Here is a 16,587-nt window from a genome sequence, read left to right on the forward strand (position 1 = left end):
GGAGCGGTCTGAGTGTGACAAAGGTCATGTAATCGATCCGATTCCTCAACGTATACTGTCTCTTCAGTCTATCGACGGTTTATGGAGAGTTTGAAGGCTATAGCGCTTTTATGCGCGGGTACCATTATACTGTGCCTGCTCTTTCTCTTTTTCCGCACCCGGATAAAGGAAAGGCAGAGTCATGGGCTCCCTGCGCCCGCCCCAGTGAAAACGGCCCGCCTTGTCGGATCCCATGATAACCGGTACGAACAGGACCCCGAGATAGAGGCCGTCCTGAACCTCTATCCCGTGCTTAAAGCAATCCCCTATGTTCTTGTCCCGGAAGGGGCTGTCCTCAAGTCCGCCGACGCCGTGGAAGCGTCGGCGAGGAGAGAGATGGAGCAAAGGATATCGGCCTGTGGCCTGTTGCAGGCCAACTCAGGCAAACTCCTCAATCTTCTGAGGGACCCGGAGTCGAATCCGGGCGAGATCACTATCATCGTCTCCACGAACCCGGTGTTTTCGGCAAAGCTTCTTCGGGCCGTCAATTCCGTCTATTTCAGTCTTCCCCGCAGGATCACGTCGGTGGGGCGGGCAATTACCCTTCTGGGATATAACAACGTGAGGTCCCTGGTGCTCCAGGACGCGCTACAGAGTATGATCCCGGTCAACCGAGCCGGCTCGGACACTTCGGTAAAAATATGGGTCCATTCGGCCATCGTCTCGGCTTGCTCGGCATACCTTGGAAAAACGAATTTCGGTCTATCGGAATATGAGCTTGCGACCATGGGCCTGCTCCATGACATAGGAAAGTACTATATGGAGGGCTCCGATCCAGGACCGCATGCTCACCCGGGCGTCCCTCTTCCTTTATGGGAGGAGCAGACCTACGGTTTCACCCATGCCTTCCTCGGTTCTCTTGTTGTGGAGAAGTGGCGACTGCCTGCCCTTGTCTCCCGTGCCATCGCCCATCACCATGACCCGTCGTTCAGCTCCCCCGGGAATATACCCGCGGATTGCATCAGGCAAAGCTTCATCGTTTGCCTGGCCGATCTGACGGCAAAGCTTCTCGATTACGGCGGAGCCGGAGACGGGATACTTCCAATACGGCAGGAATACTTCAGAAATTTCGGTTTACCGGACGACCCGGCAGCCCTTATCACTCCCACGCTTATCAAAGAGGCCCATAAAGCGCGGAGTATCGTAGAATCTTATGTGAGACCCATCACCGACTGATCGAGATCGAAGAAAACCTCGTGTCGCTTTTTATCCGAAAAATTCACGCCCCGGGTCTTCGTCCGGTATCTCGTCCAGCAGGGCCAGCCAGACCGTTGCTTCGCCGTCACTCGGCGCGCGGTAATCTCCTCGGGGAGAAAGGGAACCGCCGGAGCCCACTTTCGGCGCATTCGCGATACAACTGCGCTTATATTGACTGTATGTGAAAAATCGTTCCAGAAAAACTTTGAGCCAGCTTTTTATTTCTCCGATGGAATATTGATTACGCTGCTTCTCGGGAATATCGGGCCATGATCCCGACCTGCGGTCGCGCCATGCGGTCCAGGCGAGAAAAGCCACTTTGGTAGGCAAATAACCGAATCGAAGGATGTAGTAAAGGCTGAAGTCCTGAAGCTCATAGGGTCCGATCACGTGCTCCGAATGCTGGCCCGGCTCTTCATCGGTCATCCCCGGGATCAATTCCGGGCTTATGGACGTGGCGAGCACATCATAAAGCACGCTGCTCACATCCGCCCCCGCTTCACGAGTTTTGGCGAGCCAGCGGATCAGGTATTGGACCAGGGTTTTAGGGACGCTTGCGTTCACATGGTAATGGGCCATATGGTCACCCACCCCATAGGTCGACCAGCCGAGAGCCAGCTCACTAAGATCGCTTGTGCCCACGACTAATCCCCCCTGAAGATTGGCGATGCGGAAAAGGTGGCTGGTCCGCTCCCCTGCCTGAACATTTTCGAATGCAATATCGTAGAGCGGCTCCCCTTCGGCGAAGGGGTGCTCCATGTCCCGAAACATCTGCATACAGCTCGGCCTGATATCTATTTCCCGCGTGGTGCAGCCCACCGAGGCCGTAAGCCTCCTCGCCTGATCGAGTGTGCGCGCGCTGGTGGCGAATCCCGGCATTATGAAGGCAAGTATATTTTCCCTGGGCAGGGCCATGACATCCATGGCGCGGGCACAGACGATGAGCGCCTGGGTCGAGTCGAGTCCTCCCGATACCCCGATCACCACCTTCTTGATGCCCGTTGCCCGGAGTCTTTTTACCAACCCCTGCACCTGGATCTCATAGACTTCGCTGCACCTTTCGTCCTGTCTCGAAGGATCGCTCGGCACAAAGGGGAAGCGCTCGTATTTCCTCTCCAGGGGGAGTCCCTCCCCGTCCGGGAGGTTAAGGTCCACCCGGATTTTACGGAACCGGCTGAGCTCCTCTTTATGGTATTCGCCATTCTGGCTGAAGCTGTTCTGGTACATACGGTCCTGGCTCAGGCGATCGAGGTCGACGTCACCCGTTATTATCTGAGGACCATAGGTGAAGCGTTGCGATTCCGCTACCAGGGAGCCGTTCTCACTGATTATCCCGTGACCGTCCCACGCGAGATCGGTGGTCGATTCACCGAAACCGGCGGCGGAATAGGCATAGGCAGCGATGCAACGCCCCGACTGGTTGGAGACGAGCTGTCTCCGGTAATCGCCCTTGGTCACCGTCACGTTGGATGCCGAGAGATTGAGGAGGACCGTCGCTCCGGCAAGTGCCGCATATGAGGAGGGCGGGACCGGTACCCAGAGGTCTTCGCATATCTCCACATGGAACGACAGAAGGGGCTGCTTTTCAAACCTGAATATGAGGCTTGACCCGAAAGGAATATCCGGCTGCCCCGGAAGCTCGATTGTATCACCCGGGGCCCTGGTGGCCGGAGCAAAATGGCGCAGCTCGTAATATTCCCGATAATTGGGCAGGTACGTCTTCGGCACCACTCCGAGTATACGCCCTTCGCACAGAATGACCGCACAATTAAAGAGCATGTCCCGGACTTTAAGGGGCAGGCCCACTGCCGCCACCACCGGCAGGTCCCGGGAGGCATCGATTATTTTTGCGAGTCCTTTGATGCAGCCGTCGAGGAGCGCCTGCTGGTGGAAAAGGTCCTCACAGGTATAGGAGGAAAGACCCAATTCAGGGAAAAGGGCAAGCACGGCTTTTCTTTCTGCCGCGAGTCGCATTAAGGCAACCGTCTGTTCGGCATTGAAGGCAGGGTCCCCCACCTTTACTTCAGGTATGGCTATGGCGAGGCGCGCGAAGTTATGGCGGTAAAGATTGAAGAATGGCTTTCCCGATGTCACTTAAATACTGCCCCTGTGGAAGCGCTTGTCACCATCTCCGCATAACGGGCCATATAGCCGCTCTTTATCTTCGGTTCGGGCCGCTTCCATGCCTTTTTCCTCTTATCCATCTCCTTCTTGCCGACCTTGAGCTCTATGCTCTTTTTTACCAGATCGATCTCTATTCCGTCCCCGTCCTTTATAAGGGCAATGGGGCCGCCCTCCGCAGCCTCGGGGGAAACGTGGCCTATGCAGAGCCCCCTTGTTCCTCCGGAAAACCTGCCGTCCGTGATCAAGGCACATTCGGCATCGAGACCCCGACCCGCGAGAACCGCGGTCGGTGTAAGCATCTCCCTCATGCCCGGTCCACCCTTCGGGCCCTCATAGCGAATGATCAGTGCGTCACCCGGACGGATCTTCCCCTCCATGATCGCCGCCCCGGCCTCTTCCTCGCTTTCGAAAACCCTTGCAATACCCGTAAAATGCCAGGCCTCTTCCGGTACGCCGATCCGCTTCACGATCGCGCCGTCAGGGGCAAGACTTCCATAAAGCACGGCGAGGCCGCCTTTTTCGTGATAAGGCCGCCCGAGGGGACGGATCACTTCATTCTCTTCCACGGCGGCTTCTTTGAGGAGATCGCCCAGCTTCCTGCCTGCCACGGTCATGCACTTCTTGTTGATGAGGTTCTTCTTTGAAAGCTCCTTCATGATGGCATAGACGCCACCTGCTTCAAATAGATCTTCCAGATGATGGGGACCCGCAGGGCTCATATTGCAGATGTGGGGAACCCGTTCCGATATCTCGTCAAATATGGCTAGCGGCAGCTTCAGGCCGGCCTCATGGGCTATCGCCGGCAGATGGAGCGCCGTATTGGAGGAACCACCGAAGGCCATATCGACCGTGACGGCGTTGGTAAAGGCATTGAGGGTGACGATATCTTTCGGCTTCAGGTCTTCCTTTATAAGGCCCACGATACGCTTTCCCGTCATCTTCGCGAGTCTCACCCTTGCCGCATGGACCGCGGGAATGGTCCCGTTGCCGGGCAGGGCGAGGCCGAGGGCCTCGGAAAGGCAATTCATCGAGTTGGCGGTAAACATACCGGAGCACGAGCCGGGACCCGGGCAGGCGCATTGCTCGAGCTGAGTCAGAGCCTCTTCGGTCATGAGTCCTCCCGCTACTTTACCGACCCCTTCAAAGACAGTGATAAGATCGACGGGTTTTCCCTTGAACTTACCGGCCAACATCGGACCTCCGCTCACCATGATGGCGGGTATATTAAGTCTCATGGCGGCCATCATCATGCCGGGAATGATCTTGTCGCAATTCGGGATCAGGACCAGGCCGTCAAAAGGGTAGGCCTTGGCCATTACCTCTACGGAATCACAAATGAGCTCCCGCGAGCCGAGGGAGTATTTCATGCCTTCATGGTTCATGGCGATGCCGTCGCAGATTCCTATGGTGGAAAATTCCATCGGTGTTCCACCGGCCAGCCGTATACCGTCCTTTACCGCCTGGCAGATACGGTCCAGGTGTATGTGACCGGGTATAAGTTCGTTGGCCGAATTGGCAATCCCTATTATCGGTCTCTCCAACTCTTCCGGTAAGCAGCCCATGGCACTGAAAAGGGACCTGTGAGGCGCTTTTTCAATCCCTTTTTTCATTTTATCCGATCTCATTCGTCTCTCCTCCTACGGTATAGGTGAACCGTTTTCCGCCTTCCTTCCGAAATTCCGAAATAGGCGTCAATATAGAAGATTATTATAAAAGCCTTTTAGAATTCAACTAAATAGTAGGCGTGGTTGATTTCTCTTTCGTTTTATTCTAATGTTATACCCATACTCAACCGGCATTTGAAAGGCCATCCGGGGGAAAGATCATTAGAGGGCGGTAAGAAGCTCATGAGGGAATCGATACGACAATTTATTGAATTGGCAGCGCGGAACCTGCCCATGGAAGAGCCCATTTTCGAATTCGGCGCCCTTCAGCTACCAGGTCTTGAAGGAGTGGCCGATTTACGGACTTTTTTTCCGGGAAAAATATACGTGGGATGCGACATGAGGGAAGGCACCGGAGTCGACAGGGTGCGCAACCTCCACCATATTGAAGAACCGGGGGAGTCTGCGGGAACGGTCATAGCCCTCGATACCCTGGAGCATGTGGAATTTCCTCACAAGGCATTGCGTGAAATCCACCGTATACTCAAGCCTGACGGGATCGTGGTGATAAGCTCGGTCCTCGATTTCCGGATTCACGCCACACCCTATGATTACTGGAGGTTCACCCCGGACGGTTTCCGGAGTCTTCTCGCGCCTTTTGCCTCCTCTTTTATCGGCTTTGCCGGTATAGAGAGGTTCCCTCATACGATCGTGGGCATAGGTTTCAAGGGAAAGGGCCATGGACTGGACGGCTTCTTGAATGAATTCGAGCCGTGGAAGACACGCTGGAGAAAACCGAAAGGTGATTCCTGGAAAGATGTGGCAAACCTCTTCATCCCTCCTCTCTTCGTAGGACTGGACAGAAGGATTGCCCGGCTCGTGGGAAAGGCAAAATCCCGCACATCGTGATCCCGGTCCATCATGCCATTTTAAACTGTAATTTCAAAAGCGTAATTTGCCTGTCCCGCTGAAGTTCCCTCTGAAGAAATCGAATGGCCTGCTAAGATGTGTTAAAGATATTAATGGAGAGACGTAAGGGCTCCCGCAGCAGGCGGCGCTATCCGCCCTCGAACTCCCGGGGGTAACTTACGGTCGCGCCCGAAGTGGCAAGGGCCCCTTCTTTCAATTCGATTGCCATGAACCTATCCCGCGGGGCCCCGAAGGGGGCCTTGATGTTCCATGCCCTTGCCGGTTTAAAACCGAATCTTCTATAATAGGAAGGATCACCATACACGATGACCGATTCGTGGCCAAGCTCCCTGGCGGTTTCCAGCCCCTCCCTCACAAGCTCGCTGCCCACCCCTTTCTTTTGATAATCCGGAAGCACGGCCAAAGGGGCCAATTCGAGGCTGGAGCAATGAACATTGTTTCCTTCGATCAATATGGGATAAAACAGAATGTGACCCACTACCTTGCCCGGCTCAGCCTCAGCCACAAGAGAAAGGTTCCGGGTGAAGCGTTTTGACTGCCGCAGGAGCCATACGAAACGACCCTCGTTCGTCTCCTTGAAGGCCGAGTCATGCACCATAGTGATGCCACAGCAGTCGGTATCGTTCTCCGGCCTTACCTTCACACCCAGCCTGCTCAGAAACCGTCCTTTACTCAAAAAATGCCTTCTTCGCGCGCTTTTCATCCCGAAGGGACATCCCTTCACCCAACGTCGCGGCATATCGGCGTGTACGCCCGGGGCCTCTCGATTAACTGTCCCAAGAGCCGGAACTGCTCGCTCTTCAAGTAATCTTTGTTCAATTGATGTTAACACCCGCACCGGGAGGTGTCAAACAATTTTTCGCCTTGACCGTGGTTTTTCGAACTCCTTGTGACGTCAGCGGGGCCGGTGACCGACTGTTCGGGTTATTAGACGCAAAGGCCAATGGAGGGGGCTTCTCAGTATTCTGCACGCTGACGAAAGCCTCTTCAAGTGCTCACCCGAAGTTTTGATCTCTCCGTATACCGCCTGACTATAGATGGTTACTATAATGCCGATATCAATGCTGAGGGAGGGGAAGCGAGTTCCCAGGCGGTTCGCGAATTCCGACGGGGTCTCTTCCGGACGGGAAGGGCATCCGGAGCGACGGGCCCATTTCATCAGTATCCTATAGCCGTCGCCTGCCGAGCGGATGCCTCTCGTGTGCTGCCTTATCGTCGCGCCCGTACCGACTAATTTCCTCCATAACCAAAAGAACCAGGGAGGGACATGAAATACCTGGTGCCGTGGGCGCCGCTCTTTGCGTGTTGCGGACAGGAGCCATCTCGCCGCCAGGGCCAATGCTACGGCCATCATCGCCGATGACAGGAGGAGAAGGACACCCCACAGACCGTAGCCCAGTATTTTATCGACAAGCTCCATCCACCAACTATCGCCCGCCCCATAGGACACGCTCCATGCTTTTCCCCGTGAAACGGAAGACGCCGGCTCGGGCCTGATGCTTCCTCTGGAAAAGAGAAAGAAGAGAGTACTTTCGATAAAAGGAACCGAGAAACCGGCAGCGTTCTTCAACATTCCATGAGTCGCGCGGGCAGCTGAATTGAGCGCCGGAATTGCCGGACCTGTGGCGACCACTACAAGAATAAGAAGAATCAGGATGAAACCCATGATAACCGCGGTCCCTCTGAAGGATGCAGAGCGGTTCCCGTCGTCCGGCCGTAAAATTACAATAGCAAAAATACCGGCGAGGAGAAAAGGAAAGATCAGGACCTCCGGTATGACCGCGTCTATTATCAACCCCCCTTTCACGCGCAGAGCCAGCTTGAAGAGAAAAAGGCAGAAAAAGGCAGCAAGGCCGATATCGAAGCGGGAGCAGTATTTATAATATGTCGCGGGTCTGCGGCTCATGGCGACCCCGCCTATCCAGAAGAAAAGTGTCCAGAGAACCACCAACCCAAGACCCGCCCACTGGACAAACCCGTGGAAATGGGAAATCGGGGCCTTAAGCCATTCAACATCGCTGAATGATTGGAGGGGGAAATAAACCGCATTTACGGCCGCCGTCGCGATGCAGGCAAACCCGGCCAGATGAAGGCCGAGGACCGCAATAATCCTCCATCCCCTGCCCGTAGCCGCACGGCTCGTCAATAGACCCGCAATAAAGGCCCCGAGGGCCACATGTAGAGGATAATGACCATCGACAATTCTACTAAGAGAGAGGGCGGCCCAGGAATAGAGCCAGCACATCTCCATAATGACCGCAGCCGGATAGAGAAGAAAGGACTTCCGGTTCACGGGGCCCTCGCCTCTCTTCGAAATGGGCCGCCCTCAAAAAGAGTCTCCCCTGAGGTCGAGGAAAAATCCACCTCCTGACGGGACACATCTCCCTGCGTGATAAACCGAACCGGTATGTTTCGTCTACGGAATGATTCCAACGCCCTTTGCACGAGGAGGTTTTTTTGAAAGGCAAAATAAAGACATGTGAGCCCCCACGGCAGAGGTAACCCACGGTTCAAAAAGTCTCCCCCATCGCCTTCGGGTTGATTGGATAATCTCGCAAGGATTTCGAGAATGGCAGCCAACCGGCCTCCGTTCCTCGCGACCCGCAGAAAAGAGGGGCTCTCCCCGTTTCTCTTCCCGTTCGTGAGGAATCCCACTGCCGCGCCCCTTCGGTCAAGCTGCACCACAATAGATGCGGCGACCTCGAGGAGCCGTTCGAACGAGTCCCGTTCATTCTCATATCCCGCAACATCTATAACGATCAGCGCCTTTTCGTGTTGGGAGGACTCGAAGACTTTCTCCTGAAGACGGTGGTGTCGCGCGCTCGCCTTCCAATGGATGTAACGCGAGGGCGTTCCATGACGGTAATCAGCAGTGCCCGATATATAGAGAGGATCCTTAATGGCGCTTTGAGCTCCGGCCGCGCCGAAAAGATCCCGCCTCGGGAAGGAAAGGGGACCGGGATCGACCAGTCTCGGGAAGACTATAATCTCGGAGGAATCCCCGATCATTTCCTTCCTTGGAAAAAAACCGGGAAGGTCCGCGGATGTCGCACAAATGGGCCCTATCTCGTAAACGCCCCTTGTCAAAACCCCTAAGCTCCGTTCGGCACGTATCCCCTGGTGCCACAGGAGCGTGCCCTTGACCGTCACGTCCATTTCGTCCGCCGGGGACTCCCCGGCTTCGCAGACCGGCGCATGGAGCTCTAACCAGATGGGCATCAATTTACGGTTTTCGGCCGCCAGAACGAAAGTAAGCTCTTCACCGGCAAAAATCCGCCGGTTTCCCAATTCCCGGCTGCATTCCACCCCATGGAAACTGAAACGGCCCCATACCCTTAAGCCTCCCCCAAGGCCCAAAACGAGCAATGAAAGGGCGATCAGGCCCCGCTCAGCGTAAATCAGAGAAAGAAAGAGTGTCAGCCCCGCGAAAAGCATCGCGGGGACCGTCAAGAAAAGAGTCGATACCCTGCGGAGTTCTTCGGTGTTACGGGTCATCACCCCACCGGGGCAGGAACGGGCATGTGATTCAGGATCTCGTCGATTACATCTTCCTGTCTCTTCCCCTGCAACCGCTCTTCATCCCTGAGAATCAGCCTGTGGGAAAGGACCTGGACCGCCAATGCCTTTACGTCGTCGGGAAGCACATATTCCCTCCCCCGAAGCGCCGCCAACGCCTGACCGGCCCTCATGAGTCCAAGGGAGCCCCTGGGGCTTGCGCCGAGGCGGAGCGACCGGTGTACGCGGGTGGCCCTGACGATATTGGCAATATACTCCCTCACGGGCAAAGAAACCCTTATCCTCTTCCGCGCCTCCTGGAGGGATAAGATAATCTCGGGACTCGCCACCCCATGCAGCTCATGTAACGGCTCCTTTTCCTGAAAGCGCTCGAGGATCTCGACTTCCTCACTCATATCAGGGTAACCGGGGCGGATTCTTAGGAGGAACCTGTCGAGCTGTGCTTCCGGCAGAGGGAACGTCCCCTCCAGCTCGATAGGATTTTGGGTGGCTACCACGAAGAATGGATGGGGCAGAGCGTAACTCGTACCGTCCACCGTGACCTGGCGTTCTTCCATGCTCTCGAGGAGGCTCGCCTGGGTTCTGGGAATGGTACGGTTAATCTCGTCCGCCAGGAGCACGTGGGTCATGACGGGACCGTGCTGAAAAGTGAATTGACCCGATTGGGGATTATAGATATTAAATCCCGTAATATCGGCAGGCAGGAGGTCGGGGGTAAACTGTACCCGCTTAAAAGAAGCGCCTATGGATAATGCGAGGGCTTTTGCCAGCAGCGTCTTTCCAAGACCTGGTGCATCTTCAAGAAGCACATGCCCGTCCGCCAGAAGCCCCACGAGAAGGAGCTCCATGGTGTCCCGTTTTCCCACAATCACACGTGAAATATTTTCAATTATTGCTGCGCATGAATCGAATTGCACCGCGCCCCCGGCTGTCGTTCTCCTTGTAAGAGGAAGGGAAGATTACCCGCTATTTAGTACCACGCAGGCGGCAGTCTGTAAAGAGAATTGTTCCCCCGGTTCCTCCTCAAAACCGGGACCGGCGATTCGCTCCTTACCGGTCCAATATCTCCCTCACCTTCCGGAGCAGCTCGTTGGGGGAGAGAGGTTTCGATATAAAATCGAACTCCTTTTCCTTAAGTCCTTTATCGAGAAGGATATCCATGGTATGACCGCTCATGAAGAGGAACCTCACGTCGGGCCTTATCTTTTTGATCTCCTCCAACGCCTCTTTCCCATTCTTCCTGGGCATCACCGTATCGAGAAGGAGAAGATCGATTTTTTCCGCCTCACGAAATTTAGCCACCCCATCTTCACCGTCAACCGCTTCTACAACCCGGTACCCGCACAATTTCAGGATATCTCTCGTAAACCTTCGCACCTCGTCATTGTCCTCTGCAATGAGAATGGTCTCTTTCCCTTTATCCAGTGCAAGAGACTGGGACTGTTCCGTCCTGGGCGCCCCTTTTGCGACGGGAAAATAGATTCTGAATGAGGTGCCCGTGCCCTGTTCGCTGTAAACCGTAATATACCCGCCATGCTGTTTTACGATTCCGTATACTGTGGCCAGCCCGAGACCCGTGCCCTTGCCTGTCGCTTTTGTGGTAAAAAAGGGCTCGAATATCTTCTCCCTTGTGGCCTCGTCCATTCCCACGCCCGTATCCGACACCACCAGGAGCACATATTGACCCGGTTGACCGAAGCCATGAATGGACATGAACAGCTCATCGAGCAGGACCGTCTGCGTTTCGATGGCGATCACGCCCCCTTTAGGCATGGAATCCCTCGCATTCGTGACGAGGTTGAAGAGGATCTGGTCGATCTGCGTCGCATCGGCCATGAAGGATACATTTTCCGAATCGAGACGGGTGTGGAGGGTGATATCTTCGGTGAGGAGCCTGTTCAGGAGCTGCTTGGTCCCTTCCACGATATCGTTGAGACGGATAGGTTGCAGGTTGATCGGTTGTTTACGGCCGAAGGTGAGGAGAACCTTCGTCAGTCCTGCTGCCTTTTGCGCTGCAGAAAGAATTTGGTCCACGTAGACGCGCAAAGGATCGGAGCCGTCCATTCTCATCTGGAGAAGGCTGCCGTAACCCACGAGGGCCGTGAGGATATTGTTGAAATCATGTGCGATGCCGCCCGTCAGGGTACCTATGGCCTCCATTTTCTGGGCCTGACGAAGATGGGACTCCAAATGCTTCTCCCTGGTAATCTCGATAACCGTCCCCATTGCCGCAACCCGCCCTTCGTAGGTGATGGCGCTGCCCAGGGTTTTCAGAATACAGACATGGCCGTCTTTTCTGATAGACCTGAAGTCATACTCGATATGGTTCATCTCGCCCGCCATTCTGGCCGCAATGTTTTCACTCACCAGCGCCTTATCGTCCGGGTGGGTCAGGTCGGCGGGGCCTAATGTATCTACGAGCTCGTTGTAAGAATACCCCGTCATGTCGCAGAACCTTTGGTTCACGAAACGGAAGAAGTCATCCTGAATGATATAGAAGCCCACGAGGGAGCTCTCCACCACGCCCCGGTATTTTGCCTCCGATTCCTTAAGCGCCTGCTCGATGCTTTTTCTCTCCGATATATCGATGATAATGGCCCGGAATCCTGAGAGGACCCCCCCTCTCATTATGGGACTCGCATAGATCGTCACCGGGAAAACACTGCCATCCTTGCGAACTGCCATATACTCCGGCGTTCCCATCCGTGTCTCCCCTGCTGCCAGCCTCCTCACGTTCTCGCTCGCTCTTTTGTAATCCTCCGGGGTGAGCACCTGACTCAAGTTTCGGGTCCGGCTATCGAACTCCTCTTTCGTGTAACCGAACAGCCTGCACCCATGCTCGTTTTCAAAGGTGAAGTTGCCCATTTCGTCCAGTTCCGCGATCGCCTGGGGCAGCGATTCCGCAAGCTCCCGGTAGCGTCTTTCTCCTTCGGCTGCCTTTTCTTCCGCGCGGAGAAAGGCCGTGATATCGGTGGAGACTCCCAAAACTGCCCTTTCCCCTGTCGCCGAGACGGAAAAGGGTATCTTGACGGTCCGCAGGATGCGCGTGCGGCCGGTGATGTCGGTGATCCGCTCCTCCGGGATCTCTTTGGGAACGCCCCCTTCTATGACCCCGAGATCGTCCTCCCGGAAATGCTCCACTTCCTCCCCCTTCGGATTGAAATCACGATCCCTTTTCCCGAGGAGACCTTCCACCGTGGTCCCGAACGCGTCGGCCACTGCCTTATTTGCGAGAATGAAGCGGCCATCGCGATCTTTTGCGAAGATGAAATGTGGGACGAGGTCAATTACCTCGCGGAGCCGCCCCTCGCTCTCCCGGAGGGCCTCCTCCGCTTGGTTCCGCATCTTTATCTCTTTTTCAAGCCGGGTATTGTCCTCTTTCTGGAGTCCCATGGATGCCGCCATCCGCGTGTGAAGACCATGGGTCGCCAGAACCAGAGGCACCAGATACATGAGATAGCACAGGAGATCCATGATCCAGCCAAAGGGAGAGATCATGTAAGCAGCCACGCCTGGCCTGGTCACCACAATTCCGGTGCATACACAGGCTCCTGCAAGACAGATAATCATTCCACCGGCCGCGACAGCCATAACGCCTGCCCTCAGTCCGAGAAAAATCCCCGCAAATGCGCATAGGGCGGAGAGGTGAAGCATGCCGGTACCCCCCAAACCGAGATCCAGGAGCGACTGGAGGGCAATGAAATAACCGATCAGGAGCATGAATCCGAAAACACGGGGAACAGGCCACCTTCTCCGGTATTTGAAAACAAGAGAAACTGCGAGGAGTGTCACCACATGGAGAAAGAAGGGGAAAGTGAAACCTGGCTTCGAGAGGGCACGCCAGAGAGAGACTCCCAGCGCGGCCACTCCGAAAGTCAGCATCAGGGGGAACATCCTGTCGAATATTTCTGCTACCGCGGGAAATATTCGTTGATAATCTTCAAACGTGGAATAATCGGCGGTGATGCGTCGTGACGGATGGATTCGTGAATTCATGGGCGGCCCCGGTATAAGGCAAATCCCGGCCGGGCTATTCGCCGGCTGTGCGACCCAGGCCCGCCAAAAACCGGTCGAGCCTGTCCGAGATGATCTGTTTTTGACCCTGTCACCCTCAATTACCTTAATTTCCTGTTATTCCCAAAGTCGCAATTCCCGCATGGGTTCGTCCTGAACCGCAGGAACAACCAATTCATGCAACGCACTTTATCGTCTTATAGTATTAACGGACGGGCAGAGGATTTCTTAAGTATTTTAGATTTTTAAATCGATTTTTTGTTGGATTTGTCGTCATGTCCCTTTACGCTCTCAGCATTTATCGGTGAACCTTTTTTCACTCTCTCTCGGAAAGGATATGAGTTTCCTTCGGGAGAGTGAAGTAAAAAGTTGCGCCTTGACCGGGCAGGCTCTCCGCCCAAACCCTTCCCCCGTGAAGGAGTGCGATACGCTTGACGATAGCAAGTCCCACCCCTGTCCCCTCGAATTCGTCCCGGGTGTGAAGGCGATGGAATGGATCAAACATTCTCTCCTTCTCTTTCATGTCAAATCCAATGCCGTTGTCCTTTACGGAATAGACATTCTCCTCTGCCCCTTGCATGCCTCTCACTTCAACGAACGGCCTCTGCCCATGGGAAGAAAATTTGAATGCATTCGACATAATATTTGATAAAAGCTGCCTCACCATCCGCTCATCGCCAAATGCATCCGGGAGAGGGGAAACCGTCGCTTCGCTTTCGGGATAGATCAGCTTCAGGTCCTGTACCACGTTATCCGCGAGTTTTCCCATGGGAATCTTGCTGAATTGCAGGGCTTCCCTTCCGAGCCTGGAATAGGCGAGAAGGTCCTCTATAAGGTGCCCCATCCTGTCGGCGTCCGACCTTATCAGAGTAAGCCAATACCTGCACTTCTCGTCAAGATTTTCCCCGCACCTTTCCCACAAGCGGCGCGAAAAACCTTGTATGGTAACAAGGGGGGTACGCAGATCATGGGAGACCATGGAGTTGAAGGCTTCCAGGTCTCTGTTGGCGATTTCCAGGTCCCGCACGTGCTGTTCAAGTTCTTGATTCAACTGCAGGATTCTCGTCTCTGCTTTTTTGATCTTCGTAATGTCCCGGAGTACCGCCAGGGTCCCAGAACGACCCATGTAGTCGATCATTCCCACTGATGCCTGAAGAGTGCGCATCTCACCGTCAGGCCTCTGGATTCTGTATTCCGCCATTCCGTCAAGGCTCTCTCCTCTCTGGCGGGCACGAACCCTTTCCTTCACTGCCTCTTTATCCTCGGGCACAATGAATTGGTCAAAGGGATGGTCAATTACCCGGGAAGATTCGTCCAGACCGTGGATCTTCAGAAAAGCCTTATTCACGAGAACCCTTTCCGTCCCGACCGTAATAGCGATCCCGTCGGCCACATTTTCCACCACGGCTTTGTAAAGCTCCTCATTTTGTCGCAGAGCTCTTTCAATACGCTCGCGGCCCGCCGTTTCGCCCGCGTCCTTTTTGAGGAGATCCCGGTACTTCCCGAGCATGAGATAGGATATGGCGGGAGCAGTAAAAGCGGCAAGGAGAACGGACATTATGTGAATACCTTTCAATGTGAAGGCCGGAAAAAAATTCTGGTTGAGGAGCTCATAGGCGGACATGGTGGAAAGGGCAACGACGGAAATCAGAAAGAGCGAAAAAGCCGTCCTTGCCGTGCCGGAAGCCTCCTTCCTCCTCTGCTCCGGGAGAGAATTACGAGACATTTCGATCGCGGAAAGGGCTGATTTCTCCTGCTCTTCTTCTCTCATGGCATCCCCCTTCCAGGTCAGAATCACGTTGCTGGTTATAGTCTTCTTCGGAAGCCGTAGGGCCACGTCCATTAACCGACACTCACAGTATACCAAATCTTCTGGCTGGGGAAAAGCCGCGCTTCAGGGGGGCTTGATCCTGTCGGGAGTAACGGGTATACTGTGGCGGTTGTGAATTTGAAATCCCGTACACAATTTCTCGTACTCGCTGTCCTCTTCTTCCTGCTCTCCTGCGCCCATTATCCCGCTTCCATCGATGAGGCCAAATGGAGAGAACAAGTTGAAGCGGTAAAACCCGGTAGTCTCTACGCCCCCCATTTCCAGGACGGAAGGTATTTTAACCCATGGATGGACCAGGAGCACGGTGGTTTCTTGAGACTGGTCAAGATGTCCTTCTCCGAGAGTACCCTCTATACGCAGGAAGAGATGGACTTCAAGCCCCGGTTTGTCCCCGGGCTCAAAGATCGGATAGAGGCCGCGCCTTCCGGTGATTTTATCGCCTGGATAGGCCATTCCACGTTTCTGATCCGCGTGCGGGGCATCTACATACTCACCGACCCCATATTTTCGGAGAGGGCGCTCCTTCCGAAACGGCTGACCCCGCCCGCTATTACTGCGGAAGAGATAAACGGGATCTCGCCTGAAGTTAATATCCTCCTCTCCCACAATCATTATGATCATCTTGACGTGCGGAGCATGAAGGAATTGTCGGATAAATCGAAGGTCATCGTTCCCCTGGGGCTCAAAAAGCACGTGGAAAAGATGAATAAAACCCATGTGAAGGAAATGGACTGGTGGCAGAGCGCCGATATAGGCAACGACGTGCGCGTCTTTTGCCTGCCCGCGCAGCACTGGTCGAGGCGTATGACCCAGAGTACGAACAGTTCCCTCTGGGCGAGTTATATGATCGTGACACCTGAGGTCACTATCTATTTTGGCGGCGATAGCGGATATTTTACGGGTTATAAAGAGTTCGGAAAACTATTTCCCTCCATCACCTATGCCATTATCCCCACCACTTCCCTCAATCCCAGGGCATACATGCATTATGCCCACATGAACGTGGATGAGGCGCTCGATGCTTTTCAGGACTTAGGTGCGAAATATTTTATTCCCACCCATTGGGGAACCTTCCAAATCAGTACGGAACCCGCGGGGTATCCCATAGTCGAATTAAAAAGGAAGATGGAATTGCTCAATCTGAACCCCTCACGTTACCTGATAATGGATTTAGGGACTCTTCTCCCCGTTGAGAATGCAGGAACCGGTGTTTTGCCGGCAGCCGGTCTGGCCGCGGCAGCCGGAAGATAGTCTCCCACACCCTGAGAAGTTGACCGGATAATCCGAAGACCTCTGGATGCCATCGCGAATGTCCCGTTCCCCTCGCCTCCG

11 protein-coding genes are annotated in these 16,587 nt (G+C 54.6%); 3 read left to right on the forward strand and 8 right to left on the reverse strand.

Going from position 1 to position 16,587, the window contains the following annotated elements; all coding sequences use genetic code 11:
* Positions 1–90: 90 nt before the first annotated feature.
* Positions 91–1,215, forward strand: a complete 1,125-nt coding sequence (locus VGJ94_08360) for an HDOD domain-containing protein (protein ID HEY3276619.1) — start codon at positions 91–93, stop codon at positions 1,213–1,215.
* Between the two features lie 30 nt (positions 1,216–1,245).
* On the opposite strand, the gene VGJ94_08365 is transcribed toward VGJ94_08360, so the two are convergent.
* Positions 1,246–3,330 carry an NAD(+) synthase gene (locus tag VGJ94_08365; protein ID HEY3276620.1) on the reverse strand — a complete coding sequence of 695 codons (2,085 nt, stop codon included), beginning with the start codon at positions 3,328–3,330 and terminating at the stop codon, positions 1,246–1,248.
* Positions 3,327–4,985, reverse strand: a complete 1,659-nt coding sequence (gene ilvD / locus VGJ94_08370; GenBank protein HEY3276621.1) for a dihydroxy-acid dehydratase — start codon at positions 4,983–4,985, stop codon at positions 3,327–3,329. The genes VGJ94_08365 and ilvD overlap by 4 nt, the downstream gene beginning before the upstream one ends.
* Positions 4,986–5,207: 222 nt before the next feature.
* On the opposite strand from ilvD, the gene VGJ94_08375 reads away from it, so the two are divergent.
* Positions 5,208–5,873, forward strand: a complete 666-nt coding sequence (locus VGJ94_08375) for a methyltransferase domain-containing protein (GenBank protein ID HEY3276622.1) — start codon at positions 5,208–5,210, stop codon at positions 5,871–5,873.
* A gap of 148 nt (positions 5,874–6,021) precedes the next feature.
* On the opposite strand, the gene VGJ94_08380 is transcribed toward VGJ94_08375, so the two are convergent.
* The 6 genes from VGJ94_08380 to VGJ94_08405 form a co-directional block, all read right to left on the reverse strand.
* Positions 6,022–6,570 carry an N-acetyltransferase gene (locus VGJ94_08380; protein ID HEY3276623.1) on the reverse strand — a complete coding sequence of 183 codons (549 nt, stop codon included), beginning with the start codon at positions 6,568–6,570 and terminating at the stop codon, positions 6,022–6,024.
* 219 nt (positions 6,571–6,789) lie between these two features.
* Entirely contained in the window at positions 6,790–8,187 is a 1,398-nt protein-coding gene (locus tag VGJ94_08385; protein ID HEY3276624.1) for a DUF4129 domain-containing protein, read from the reverse strand.
* A complete protein-coding gene (locus tag VGJ94_08390) occupies positions 8,184–9,389 on the reverse strand; it encodes a DUF58 domain-containing protein (GenBank protein ID HEY3276625.1) in 1,206 nt (401 codons plus the stop codon). Before VGJ94_08390 ends, VGJ94_08385 begins: the two co-directional genes overlap by 4 nt.
* Positions 9,389–10,327 carry a MoxR family ATPase gene (locus VGJ94_08395; protein HEY3276626.1) on the reverse strand — a complete coding sequence of 313 codons (939 nt, stop codon included), beginning with the start codon at positions 10,325–10,327 and terminating at the stop codon, positions 9,389–9,391. The genes VGJ94_08390 and VGJ94_08395 overlap by 1 nt, the downstream gene beginning before the upstream one ends.
* A 133-nt stretch (positions 10,328–10,460) precedes the next feature.
* Positions 10,461–13,406 (reverse strand): PAS domain S-box protein, encoded by a 2,946-nt coding sequence (locus tag VGJ94_08400; protein ID HEY3276627.1) that lies wholly within the window; start codon positions 13,404–13,406, stop codon positions 10,461–10,463.
* Between the two features lie 334 nt (positions 13,407–13,740).
* Positions 13,741–15,195 (reverse strand): ATP-binding protein, encoded by a 1,455-nt coding sequence (locus VGJ94_08405; GenBank protein ID HEY3276628.1) that lies wholly within the window; start codon positions 15,193–15,195, stop codon positions 13,741–13,743.
* A gap of 177 nt (positions 15,196–15,372) precedes the next feature.
* Here VGJ94_08405 and VGJ94_08410 point away from each other — a divergent pair, with 177 nt between their 5' ends.
* The gene (locus VGJ94_08410) at positions 15,373–16,506 is read left to right on the forward strand and encodes an MBL fold metallo-hydrolase (protein ID HEY3276629.1); all 1,134 of its coding nucleotides are present in this window, start codon (positions 15,373–15,375) and stop codon (positions 16,504–16,506) included.
* The last annotated feature ends 81 nt before the right edge of the window (positions 16,507–16,587 follow it).

The sequence above is a fragment of the Syntrophorhabdaceae bacterium genome, from assembly GCA_036504895.1.
Taxonomy (GTDB): Bacteria; Desulfobacterota; Syntrophorhabdia; order Syntrophorhabdales; family Syntrophorhabdaceae; genus PNOM01.

Excerpts from the sequence above, each read along its gene's own strand:
- VGJ94_08400 (HEY3276627.1), bottom strand. The coding sequence starts at position 13,406 with ATGAATTCACGAATCCATCCGTCACGACGCATCACCGCCGATTATTCC.
- VGJ94_08405 (HEY3276628.1), bottom strand. The coding sequence starts at position 15,195 with ATGAGAGAAGAAGAGCAGGAGAAATCAGCCCTTTCCGCGATCGAAATG.
- ilvD (HEY3276621.1), bottom strand. The coding sequence starts at position 4,985 with ATGAGATCGGATAAAATGAAAAAAGGGATTGAAAAAGCGCCTCACAGG.
- VGJ94_08390 (HEY3276625.1), bottom strand. The coding sequence starts at position 9,389 with ATGACCCGTAACACCGAAGAACTCCGCAGGGTATCGACTCTTTTCTTG.
- VGJ94_08375 (HEY3276622.1), top strand. The coding sequence starts at position 5,208 with ATGAGGGAATCGATACGACAATTTATTGAATTGGCAGCGCGGAACCTG.